The sequence below is a fragment of the Ruminiclostridium sufflavum DSM 19573 genome, assembly GCF_003208175.1.
Classification (GTDB): domain Bacteria; phylum Bacillota; class Clostridia; order Acetivibrionales; family DSM-1351; genus Ruminiclostridium; species Ruminiclostridium sufflavum.
Genome location: NZ_QKMR01000017.1, coordinates 86,365 through 97,650, shown reverse-complemented (window position 1 = coordinate 97,650; position 11,286 = coordinate 86,365). Strand labels below are relative to the sequence as shown.

11 protein-coding genes and 1 pseudogene are annotated in these 11,286 nt (G+C 41.0%); all 12 read right to left on the bottom strand.

Going from position 1 to position 11,286, the window contains the following annotated elements:
- Nucleotides 1-77: 77 nt before the first annotated feature.
- The 12 genes and pseudogenes from LY28_RS14040 to LY28_RS13990 all read right to left on the bottom strand — a co-directional run bounded on the left by LY28_RS14040 (nucleotide 78) and on the right by LY28_RS13990 (nucleotide 11,082).
- Nucleotides 78-1,817: a DUF8193 domain-containing protein gene (locus LY28_RS14040; protein WP_110462822.1), complete on the bottom strand. Its 1,740-nt coding sequence runs from the start codon at nucleotides 1,815-1,817 to the stop codon at nucleotides 78-80.
- A gap of 76 nt (nucleotides 1,818-1,893) precedes the next feature.
- On the bottom strand, nucleotides 1,894-2,460 hold the full coding sequence (locus LY28_RS14035) for a DUF6550 family protein (protein WP_110462821.1): 567 nt from the start codon (nucleotides 2,458-2,460) through the stop codon (nucleotides 1,894-1,896).
- A gap of 105 nt (nucleotides 2,461-2,565) precedes the next feature.
- Entirely contained in the window at nucleotides 2,566-3,117 is a 552-nt protein-coding gene (locus tag LY28_RS14030) for a hypothetical protein (protein WP_110462820.1), read from the bottom strand.
- Entirely contained in the window at nucleotides 3,108-3,503 is a 396-nt protein-coding gene (locus LY28_RS14025) for a DUF4320 family protein (protein ID WP_110462819.1), read from the bottom strand. The genes LY28_RS14030 and LY28_RS14025 overlap by 10 nt, the downstream gene beginning before the upstream one ends.
- An 11-nt stretch (nucleotides 3,504-3,514) precedes the next feature.
- Nucleotides 3,515-4,387 (bottom strand): secretion protein F, encoded by an 873-nt coding sequence (locus LY28_RS14020; RefSeq protein WP_110462818.1) that lies wholly within the window; start codon nucleotides 4,385-4,387, stop codon nucleotides 3,515-3,517.
- Between the two features lie 6 nt (nucleotides 4,388-4,393).
- Nucleotides 4,394-5,323, bottom strand: a complete 930-nt coding sequence (locus LY28_RS14015) for a type II secretion system F family protein (protein ID WP_110462817.1) — start codon at nucleotides 5,321-5,323, stop codon at nucleotides 4,394-4,396.
- A gap of 4 nt (nucleotides 5,324-5,327) precedes the next feature.
- Nucleotides 5,328-6,746: an ATPase, T2SS/T4P/T4SS family gene (locus LY28_RS14010; protein ID WP_207658103.1), complete on the bottom strand. Its 1,419-nt coding sequence runs from the start codon at nucleotides 6,744-6,746 to the stop codon at nucleotides 5,328-5,330.
- 143 nt (nucleotides 6,747-6,889) lie between these two features.
- Nucleotides 6,890-7,723: a nucleotide-binding protein gene (locus LY28_RS14005; RefSeq protein ID WP_110462815.1), complete on the bottom strand. Its 834-nt coding sequence runs from the start codon at nucleotides 7,721-7,723 to the stop codon at nucleotides 6,890-6,892.
- A 2-nt stretch (nucleotides 7,724-7,725) separates the two neighbouring features.
- Entirely contained in the window at nucleotides 7,726-8,592 is an 867-nt protein-coding gene (gene cpaB, locus LY28_RS14000; protein WP_110462814.1) for a Flp pilus assembly protein CpaB, read from the bottom strand.
- On the bottom strand, nucleotides 8,579-9,034 hold the full coding sequence (locus LY28_RS13995) for a prepilin peptidase (protein ID WP_110462813.1): 456 nt from the start codon (nucleotides 9,032-9,034) through the stop codon (nucleotides 8,579-8,581). Before LY28_RS13995 ends, cpaB begins: the two co-directional genes overlap by 14 nt.
- A pseudogene (locus LY28_RS19565) lies at nucleotides 9,024-9,149 on the bottom strand (DUF6133 family protein); the annotation flags it as partial. The pseudogene LY28_RS19565 and the gene LY28_RS13995, both read right to left, overlap by 11 nt.
- 106 nt (nucleotides 9,150-9,255) lie before the next feature.
- Entirely contained in the window at nucleotides 9,256-11,082 is a 1,827-nt protein-coding gene (locus LY28_RS13990; RefSeq protein WP_110462827.1) for a reverse transcriptase/maturase family protein, read from the bottom strand.
- Between the last annotated feature and the right edge of the window lie 204 nt (nucleotides 11,083-11,286).

Here is an 11,286-nt window from a genome sequence, read left to right as displayed (position 1 = left end):
TCATTCCACCCATTGGAATATCAGTTCTCCTAAACTGAACATTTTACGTTCTTTTGTTTAGCGCCTAACCTTTTCAGTTAGGAACGTATCGCACTGTGCCAGTCATCCCACAAACTGCCCCTTATCATCAGTGAGTCTGTTAAGTTCATTGACAGCATTCCAACCGGTGTCCATGAATCAAGAACCCATGTATTGACTATATAACTTCCATCGGGCATCCATATTGGTGTGAAGTGTGTTCGGTTCTTATAGGTGCTGTACGGGTTTTTTTGAAACTCGAATTTCGCTATTGAACCGCCTTGCATCTTTTCAAGCAGTCTCCAGTAAGTTTTATATTGAAACTCAGGGAAGTAGGATACTGCATTTTGTGGGTATGTGACGGCAGTACTTTGATTGCTGCTTACCGATGCAGTAACTGCTTCATTAATCCCATATCCGCTCTTCATTGTTCTGCCATTTGCAGTAGGATTCTTACTATCACAGCTGATACTCATATCCGAAGAAAATGTGGCATAATACCTGTCGAGGTTAAACTCCCACCATCCTCGATCTACCCAATTCTCTATCCATGTACTACCTGTATGTTCTTTACCTTCACTGTCAGTCCAGAAGTAACTGTTCCAAAGTCCTTCATCTACCCAATTCTCCTGCCACCAAGGTCTCCAGATACTCCAGTCTGCTCTTGTTTTTTCTGGTCTTGCAGGGATAGAAGCAGGAGAAAACGAATCATTTGTATCATCTGCGAGAGGGTTTGGAGGGTCATTCCTTGACAAATCTACAATTCTTGCAATAATAACTCCACTATCAGAGTTTCCGTTGCCTGAAACAGATACATTAATTTTCATGGTCTGAGGAACAGAAGGAGTTCTCCACTTTACCCATGCAAGCTGGCTTTCTCCATCTGGATAAAATACATTTCCTACTGAATAGAAAACGCCTCCTATGTTAAATTGTACGGTAACCGGATTATCAGGGTCAGACTTTCCTCCTCTAACTGTTACTGCTGTAATAACCTCTGTGTTTACTCTGTACGTATAGCTACTGTCATTTACCTCCGGCGGCTCTTCTGTCTCCGAAAATCTTACAATTCCAATCCCAAGAGAGGATATTATATCTTCATCAGATGCCGGAGTTGTAGTTGATCCTGACCATGCAGGATAACCGAGGTCAGAAACTTCCAGAAACATTGCAAGCGGAAGGTTCTTATTCGAGAGTGACACCATTCTTCTGCGCAATTCCCCACTGAGCTGCTGGTCATAAAGTGCAGCTTCAGTGGCTGTCATCGCCATATTAATACCCATAAAAGTCATGTAGGCAATTGGTTCCAATAGGATTTTATAGTCACCGTTGGTGAGTATTTCATAGTTAAAGCCAGTGAGATTTGAGATAGTAGTAACCATATATTCTGAACAAAAATACTTTTTAATCTCTTTGATATCCGCTTGTCTACTCTTTGTTCTAATAATTTTAGGCATAGTTTTATCTGGTATTTTATACGTATAAATAGATGTGTTTAGTGTTAATGATCTGCTATCTAAATATGTAGACTTACATACCTTTCCAAAATGAACTCTAATACTACTGGGCTTTTTATTTGTAAAGTCTATCGGAACAGTCACTGGTTTTTTATCATTTACTCTAACAACTGTTACTCGCACTCCATCATCACCAGTCCAATAATTTTCTTTAGAACTGTTTCCCATTCCTCCACCACCATTATCAATATTGCCTTGACCCTCGGCAAATGCAGCATTCGGAAACAATAATGCTGTCATTAATGTAAGAATTAAAAAAATATTACATATTAATTTCTTCATGTACAGCCTCCGTTAAAAATATAAAAAGCACAGCATTTTTCTGCTGTGCTTCAATATTTAATATTCCATTTAGTTATTAGTCCATTGTACCAACCTGCTTGTTGATGTCTCCATCAGAGCCTACTACTTCTCCCTGACTTCCCCCACCATTATCCTTAACCCATCCAAAACCCGGCACATAAATTTCCCCGTCCTTCTTCTCTCCGCCCTTCGGTTCTGTCTTGCTAATCGTATTGTCCTTTACAGTAGTCTTTGGTTTCCCAGTAACCGTAGGCTTTTCGTCTGAAGTCTTATCCGTAGATTTTGGTTTCTCTGTAGGAGCCGTTGGCTTGACAGGGTCTGGCTGGATAGTCTGCTTTGTCCCACTTGAAATAGCAGTATTTGGTGCTTGAGTTTTTGATTTTGTTGTTTCTGCCACCTTGCTATCCTGAACAACTATATCCTTTTGAGTTTTTGAAGCTTCGGCTGGTGTAACTGTAACTGTATCTGTACTTACCAGTGCTGCTGATGGCGACGAGACAGAAACCTCTTTAACCGGTTCTTTCTTAAATTGCGCTGCTATCATTATGATAAGCATTATGCTTACTATAAGTCCGCCTGCTATAATCAGTCGTTTTTTTGTTTTATCATTTATATTATTCATAAGCAATCGCCTCCTTATTTTGTTATCAATTTTCCTTCTTTAAGGCACACCCTACCACAGGAGTTCTGATATGTCTACTACATAATTTTAAAAGCTGTAAGAAAGTTAAAACTTAGGTGTGTAACCTGCACTGCTTTTAACTTTTATCTGCATGCTCGGTAGCAATTTTCCTCCAAACGATACGGGAACCTCAAGCATAATGGAACTGTCAATTATAAATCTTTGTCCTGCTTGGTCACCGCCTGCAAGAGGAGCATTTTGTATATCCACGTCCAAATCCCAAATTTTAAATTGTGTTTTACCGTCACTTGTAACTTTTAAATGGTATTCACTACTTTGATTTAATCCGAGGATTGTCTCCATTTTATCATAAATATTACCATAATCAACAGATTCCTCGAAATCCGCATCTATTGGCTGATATCCTCCTGAATATCCCTCACGCACTCCATGATAAACATCATCATAGTTATCACTGATGGTGGAAATGACAGCACTCTGCATTGCATCACGGACACCTTGCGCCACAATAATAAGTCTGAAATACTCTGATATTCCTGTGAATATCATGACAAGGCAAAGGGTAATAGCTACTGCAAGAGGAAATCCACTTCCTTTGTTATTTGCCAATACCTTTCTTGGTTTACCTACTTCCAATAAACTTCCCCCTTTCCTGCCGCATCAGCTTGCAAAGTAATAGGAAAGGAACCAAATCCTCCAAATAGTCCTATGTTAATATCATAAGTTACTGTTACTGATATTTCTTCATTCAACTGTATCTGGCCTGTCTTTGACCATCTGACGGTTGGAGTAATCCCGGTTTTTTCTCTTAGTAAAATTTCTCGTCTTGTAGTTTCTGTTCCCACTCTGCCTGCAATTTCTGCCTCTCTCACCAGTTCAGTGGCAAAGGTATCTATCTGTTGTTTAGCAATATACGCCGGGAATACTTTAACCGCGATTGCAATTATTAGCATTGCACACAGCACTAGTACAACAACATCAATATAACCTTCTCCGCGATTGCTTTGTAATATCCGTTTCAATTTGCCACCTCCTAAAACATTCCGCCCAGAGAACGAAGAATTTCAGAAACAATGACTGCCATATAAGTCAGGATGAAACACATGAGCATAATAAAGCTGAACACCCTTATCTTTGGAGGTATCTTCATGGCCTGTGCCTTCAATCTTTGAAGTTCCAGCTGTTTCATGTCATGAGCAAGCATTTGAAAATACATTGCCCCGTCATCGCCGCGAAGAACACTAAGCAATCCTCTTGTTATGTCTGAAAGCATAGGAGAATTAATCCTTGCCTCAAATCTTGTAAGAGCTGCCTCATAGCTGCTTGAACGCATATCCGCTGTTAAAACATCCAGTTCATTTGCAAAATCGTCCCCTGCATTTTTCTTAAAGTTTTCTAGAATGGCAAGCACATCTCTGCTTGCCTTCAGTTCCTGTGTTATGGTTGCTACAAATCTCGGCAGTTCTACTTCAATCTTTTCTCTTTTAGTAGATAGCTTTTCATCAGCTTTTTTAATTTGCTTAAAGTATACCAGCACAGCAAGGAATAACAAAATTGGTGCAAGCAGCGGCAAAATCATAAGGCAGGGAATGACTCCAAGCGCCACAAGACTTGATTTTACAAGAGCAAATGCAATAAATTCTTCCGGAGTTTGATTCATTCCGGCTGCATGCAGTGTATTTTTCATACGATTCTTTTTGTACTCATCAACGGGGATATATTTTGCAAGCCTTACTGCCCAACCGTTCATGAAAACATCGATGCTTTTTGCTTTTTTATTACCTTGCTTAGCAGCCGACAGCATTGCCTTGCCAGCGGCAAGGGACGGTAATTTCAAAGCATCTGCAAGAATAAAGAATATCCCAGCGGCAAACAGTGTGCCGAATAAAATGATTAATATTGTCATGTTCGGCTACCTCCTATACTCAATTGGCTGTGTCAGCCTTATTACAAATGCCGCCGAAACAAAGACTGCTGTAAAGCAGATTGCAAGAATGATCTGTCCAAGAGGTGTGTGCATCAGTGTGTGATACCAGTCCTTATTCAAGAAATACAATAGCGGTATATTACCAATTACCAAAATTTGCATTGCAATGAATTCTTTCCTTGGTTCAAAGACCATATTTTCAAGTTCTCCGTTTACCACACGCATATCCGAAAGTTTGGAAACGATGGGTGTCAGTGTGGTTTTTAGGTTTCTATCAAGCTGACAGGCAATCAAGCAATCACACCATTCACGAAACACATCATTTTCTATCTGCCCCCTCATATCCTGCAAACCTGCCGTAATATCTGGATTTATCATTTTAATCCGACAGACAAATGCTTTGAATACAGACAAAACAGGGGGATTCAGATAATTCATATTTTCTTCAACTGCAGTCAGAATGTCTTCATTTCGCAGGTATGCTGTGGTTATGATGGAAAGCGCTGTTTCAAGTTCTGCAGCAATGTCCTTTTTAAAGTGTGTCTGCGTAAGCCTTACATACCAGAATGGCACGAACATAAATCCAACTGCAAGAACAGGAAGCATAAAGAAATTGCCAAGCATGATGGCAATGGCACACCCTATTGCAAACAAAAGCAAAGATACTGCACAGAGCATAGGGAACTTTTGCTCACGACCAGTATTTTTCAAAATTGACTGTACCTCTGTTACTTCACGTCTCAAAAAAGACATTTTCTTACGCTTGGTAGTTTCATTGATTTCATCCTTGAGGCTTCGAGGCTTACTCAGAAGAGTTGTAAAAATATTATCAGTGAACTCCATCGGTGACATGGAAAACAGTATAAAAAAGCCCGTTATCATTCCAACACAGGCAATTAACAAAATAACATTCATTCGATTATCCCTCCCTTCCTTGCATATTTTTTATCATTTCAAGAGGCATTCCGTTTTCAAGCAGTCTTTTTGCTAAGCTATCAGAAATAAAGCTTTTCTGTTCATGATAACCACTGATATGAAACCTGCCTGTATCATCCATTTGGTTCTCTGTAATGACATACTGAAACAGCGTCCTGTAATTTCTGGTCCCATCAGGCAGAATTTCACACTCCATAATCTCCATCATACGTCTCTGCTTGTTTTCAAGCTGTTTGCAGAACACAATAATAGGATAGGCCTCTGTTACATATCCCATCAGCGTTTCATCAGACATATCCACGGCACGTTTACAAAGCGAAACCATTCTTCGGTAGGTTGCCTCACAGGAATTGGCATGAATGGTTGTAAGTACGGCAATACCTGTTCTAGCTGCCTCCTGTGCGGCATTTGCTTCTGCTCCACGCATTTCTCCAACCACTGCAATATCCGGATTAAAACGAAGTGCCATATCAAGGAGCATGATTTGATCTACTCTTTGCTTTTCATTTTCACTGTCACGTGTAATAGTGTGAATAACGGAATTGACCACTTTTCCATCTTCAAGCCTCGTCAAATCGAGCTCACGAGATCCGTTTTCAATGGTATATATTCTTTTATTATTCGGAATAGTTGTCAGCAGCCATCCAAGTACCGTGGTCTTGCCGGAGCTTGTTGCACCTGCCACACAAACTGAGATTCCATACCGGATAAGATTAGATAGAAATTCAAGCATCTGCTGAGTCGCTGTTCCACTGCGTACAAAATCTTCTTTTTTCATACTCTGAGGATTAACAATACGAATGGATGCTGCAATTCCCACATCTTCATCGACAAGAGGTGTCTTGAGTACCGCAATACGGATGTTCTTAGATAAATGTCCGAGTACTGCCGGACTTGCGTTATCAAGAACCATCCCGGAGACATGGAGCATTCTTCTAATTACATTGACTGCATGATCTGGAGAATCAAAATGCTCATCCAGTTTTACATTTCTGCCATCGGAATATTGCACTTCTATATCCCGCCATGAGTTGATATCAATTTCCTCAATTCCTTTTCCGAAGATATATTTTGTAATGAAACCATACTCTGCCATTTCGGTATAAAGGGCATCAATTAGTTCCTGTCCGTCCATCCCATTTACCGCAATTCTCTCATCCATAACATATTTTCCGATATATCGCTTCATCTGCTCTTTGGCATCTTCCATATCTTGATTTGTAATCAAAACGGAATAATTGTTTGAGATATATTCCTGTACATCCTTTAAGACTGTCTGAAAATCCTTTTTTTCTGATTCAGGCATAAAAAATATGGAGTGAGTACGATTGTCAGCACCCAGCTCCTTTAGATTCTTCTGATTTTTTGTGGTGTTCAGTAATTCTTCAATTCTCTTTTCCATTTCAGGAGTTTTAATTTTGCTCGTTGCGCCAGCTTCTCTTGCCAATGGAACATTTCGTTCTGTTCCAGTGTTATTTTCTTCTTCAAACAGAGCTTTTTGTTCCGTGCTCTCCTCTTGAAACACAGAATTGCTTTTCATATTTTTTAACAACCAAATACCTCCTTAGCGATTTTTTCTATTCCCTTGCGTAACTCCCTGCTGTTCTTCAAGGTCAAGTCGGCTAGTAAGTTTCCGGCAAGATACTGTTCCTCCACCTCTTCGGAATAAGGCAGTTTAAAAGAAATAGCACCTAATGCACCTGCCATATGATCAATATCATGATTGGATTTGACATTTGATGCCACCTTGTACTGTTTGTCCATATCCCATTTGCTGCTTTGCAAGAGCTGCAGCTGACTGGAAAGATAGCTGATGGATTTCAAATCACAATTGGCAAGGCGAAGCACACTGTCGCACTCCAAAAGCGAAACAGCAGAAAGAATATCATTTGCTATATAGCTGCCACAGTCAATAATGACATATGGTGCTATCTTTCTAAGGGACTCAATGAGTTCCTGTGCCTGTACTTTGGAATAGGAGGCATAGGTGTATTCATTTTCACCTTTGAGCATTCCAATCATCGTAAGGTATGACATCTTTTTATGGGTTATCATATTGTACTTTACAAGTGGCTCCGTTACATGGGCTGCAGACAGAATACTGCCAAGCGACCCATATGGCCAATTCGAGTTCTTTTCACATTCCAAATCAGATGGAGGGCAGATACAAGGCAGCATTGGTGCTGTCATATCACAAAGCACCAATACAACATTTTTCTTTTTATCTGCAAGATACTTGGCTAACTTAACCGCAGTGGTTGTTTTACCAGAGCCGGGACTTCCCCAAACAGCGAGGACGCCACTATGTAAAATATCTTCCTTTACCGTTTCTTCTTTAGTCCCACGGCAAAAGATTGTATTTTTCTTAAAGTTGAGCATCCTTAGTCCTCCTTGCCACTGATACTATTTTCGCTTGCATTGGGATTTTCAGCAGTGATCTCAGCTCCATGCTTTTCTATGTCTTTCGTTGTCAATGCTTCATCCGTTGAATTTTCAGGAATCCCTTTTTCAGAAGGATATAATTCACCCAAGATTTTTGTCTGCATATCAAGAAATTTCTTTGTATTCTCAGGTGTTTCACGATAAACAAGGGAAAGATGAGATGCACCGTCTGCCTCCAGACTTGCTAATATGTTCCCCTGTTCTGGTGTTACGAGCAGTGTGACTGTTGATGGCAGTTCTCTTTCATATTCTTTTGACTTATCTTTCTGTTCACCTGTGTTTGCATCGTAACCGCTAGAAGTAGTAACCGAGATTACTTCCACATATCTAAGTTCAGGCGGAATCACGGTTGCTCCTTGCTTTTTGTAATCCGGAGCAATAACCGAAACTATATCTCCGCTCTGTAGCTTACCCGACAGACCGTTTGCAAAACTTTTGATAGTTATTGAAATAGCCTGCTTGCTTCCATCCAAATTATATAAATACTCATTTTCAGCGGCAGGAATTTTTGATACTTTTGTGTCTAATATGTAATCTCCAACCGACATGTCAGCAAGTGCATAGCTGCCTACTACAGTATCCTTCTTCCTTATTACATTTTGAGGAAGATTATATCCTCCGACTTCCACTATCTGTACCATGTCCTTTGTTATTTCATCACCTGTGTTAATTTCTTTTGTCACACGAACAATTTCTGTCTTCTGACTGATTCCTTTATTAAATAGTGGAGTGATGCCAAAACAAATAAGGAGTGAGAGCACAATGCAACCCACTCCAACCACTGTTCTGTTTTTAAATAAACCCATGTATAATTCCTCCCAATTTCATTAAATATACTGCACAAAAGCCAAGTGCCAAGCAAGGTGCAAGAGGCATGGAACAATTCTTTACCTCTTTCTCCTTCATTTTCTTTAAAGGTGCATAAGCAATAAATATAAGCACCTGCAGGGTTAGGCCTATTATCACTCCGTAGTTTGTCACCTGCAGTCCGAGCACCAATCCGGCAGCAGCTACAAATTTTACATCACCGCCACCCAATCGGTTCGGTGCTATCCAAGTCGCAATAATAAGTAATGGAAATGCTGCTATGATGCCTAATATATGAACAGGTTTAAAGTCGAGGACTGAAACAAGAGCCACCGAAATCCATATAGGCGGTGGGATTTCTCTTTTTCTGATATCTATGCAGGCTGCACATACCATTAGACAAAAAAACAGCACCGCTTGAACGATACTGTTAACCTGCATAATTGAACATACCCTTTATTTTACTTGTAAGTGTCGGCATTACTACATCCCCGAACAATGCATACAACCCTGCAAGAAGCAATGCTCCAAGCACCACTGCAATCAATATTTTAAGTAGGCTAAGTAGCCAGCGCCTTACCATATTACTATGGCAGGTTTCCGACTACTCGCCTCCGAACCGGACGTACACCTCTCAATGTATCCGGCTCTCCATTTATCTATCAGTCTAATTTTCCAGCGTGTAAACTATCGTGACACTGCACGCACAATGCAAGTGTCTTACGTTTTCGAGCTATCATCAGCCGTTCCCAACGCTTTTTCCCCTTTAAGTCCTTAAGCTTTTTAACATGGTGAATTTCCAGCTTTACATTTGTCGCCCCGCACCATTCGCAGTGCTTGGCTCTCAACCGTGAAATCAAACTGGTGGGGTTGTTGTTGCGATATACCTTGGGAACGTAATCAACCTCTGGACTTGCAGTAGCAGTCTTAACCTTTTTAAAGCCGTCCTCGTAGAAATACAGCGTTTTTTCGCCTTGCTTGGTCTGATATTTCACGCCAAACCGCTTGTAACCGTACTTCCTACGAACACCGCTGATGTGGAGCTTGTATTTTGCTCCAAAGGTCTTGAACATGCTGAATTTCATCACATAATTAAAGTGACCGAGGACGCTCACGTTGTCAGCAATTTTATAATAATTGTAAAGTCCTCTGATTTCAGCGTTATACTGCTGCAAAATTTCAAGGTCGTCATTGCTGATGAGGTAGGTTCGGTGAACAGAAACGAAAATTTCTTTGCCATTTTGATACTTGATTTCGAGAGCTTGGTAATCCATGAGCTTTTTCTGCCACTTTTCACGGGGAACATACAGCTTCACCTTGCCATTGTGAACACGCCTTGTATGACCATTTTTATCTTCACGCAGATTATCATTATCCGCAATGAAAATATCATAGCTCAAAAAACGTGCCGCATCACGGGCATTGGTTATCAGCGTCTTTTCCTCGGACAGCTCCAGCTTCAGCGTTTCTGAAAGGAACCGCTGAATGTCTGCTTTTATTTCCTCTGCGTCCTGCTTACTGCCAATCACTCCGCACAGCCAATCATCCGCATAACGGACATAAAACAAACGGCGGTAGCCGCTGTCCTGTGGGTCAGAGTAATCGCATTTCAGCATTTCATTTCGGATAGCCTGTATGCTGTCATTGGCTGTTTTCCGTTCCTCAACTGTCAAATCTGTCCATTTGCCCTTTGTGTACTTGCTGTACCGCAGGTATTTGAGCTTGTGTTCCCAGCTTGCGTATTCTTCGGATTTTTGACGCTTTTTCCCACTTTGAAATTGCTTCATGTACAATTCCATGAACCTGTCCAGCTCGTTTAAATAGATATTCGATAGAATTGGACTGATGATGGAGCCTTGCGGAGTGCCGGAATAGGTATTGTAATACTTCCACTCCTCCACGTATCCTGCTTTCAGAAATTTCCACAGCAGAGCAATGAAATACTCGTCATGGATTTGTCTGCGCAGAACATTTATCAGTACAGCGTGGTCGATGTTGTCAAAAAATCCGCAGATGTCGCCCTCTATGAACCACTTTACCCCTGTGAATGTGCCTTGAATTTGTTGCAAAGCGGTGTGACAGCTCCGGTTTGGTCGAAAGCCATGTGACAGATTGGAAAATGTCGGCTCATAGATACTCTCTAAAATCATACGCACGACCTCCTGCACCAGTTTGTCGTCAAAAGAGGGAATACCCAGCGGGCGTTTCTTCCCATTCTTTTTTTCGATGTAAGTGCGGCGTGCGGGGTTTGGCTGATAGCTGTGATTTTTAAGGCTCTCTATCAGCGTTTGTATCCTGTCCATGCCCATACCGTCTATGGTTTTTCCGTCTGCTCCTGCAGTCATGTTTCCCTCACCGGCGTAGATATTTTGATAAGCCAGAAGGAAAAATTCCTCATTATACAGATTCCGGTACAGGCGTTCATAATGATAGCCCTCATTACACGCTTTTGTTTTCAGACTGTTTAACACATCAATTGGATTTCTCAATGCCTCACGCACCTTTCCTTTTTTTGTATTAAGAGATAAACTGCCGCCCTTCGCCATGTGCATGGCTTTCCCATGCCCGGACTATTACGGCGGCTCCGTTGCCATGCCGGATATTCAGTGTCATCTTTCTTGAGCTTTCAGGTCTTGAAATTTATCACCGCCACATAAGTGTGTGCGGCATTACGCATAGCCGTAAAATACGGC

What these genes read in the sequence shown, in the direction of transcription:
- LY28_RS14040 (WP_110462822.1), bottom strand. Translation starts at nt 1,817, where the DNA reads ATGAAGAAATTAATATGTAATATTTTTTTAATTCTTACATTAATGACA.
- LY28_RS14035 (WP_110462821.1), bottom strand. Translation starts at nt 2,460, where the DNA reads ATGAATAATATAAATGATAAAACAAAAAAACGACTGATTATAGCAGGC.
- LY28_RS14020 (WP_110462818.1), bottom strand. Translation starts at nt 4,387, where the DNA reads ATGACAATATTAATCATTTTATTCGGCACACTGTTTGCCGCTGGGATA.
- LY28_RS14015 (WP_110462817.1), bottom strand. Translation starts at nt 5,323, where the DNA reads ATGAATGTTATTTTGTTAATTGCCTGTGTTGGAATGATAACGGGCTTT.
- LY28_RS14010 (WP_207658103.1), bottom strand. Translation starts at nt 6,746, where the DNA reads ATGGAAAAGAGAATTGAAGAATTACTGAACACCACAAAAAATCAGAAG.
- LY28_RS14005 (WP_110462815.1), bottom strand. Translation starts at nt 7,723, where the DNA reads ATGCTCAACTTTAAGAAAAATACAATCTTTTGCCGTGGGACTAAAGAA.
- cpaB (WP_110462814.1), bottom strand. Translation starts at nt 8,592, where the DNA reads ATGGGTTTATTTAAAAACAGAACAGTGGTTGGAGTGGGTTGCATTGTG.
- LY28_RS13995 (WP_110462813.1), bottom strand. Translation starts at nt 9,034, where the DNA reads ATGCAGGTTAACAGTATCGTTCAAGCGGTGCTGTTTTTTTGTCTAATG.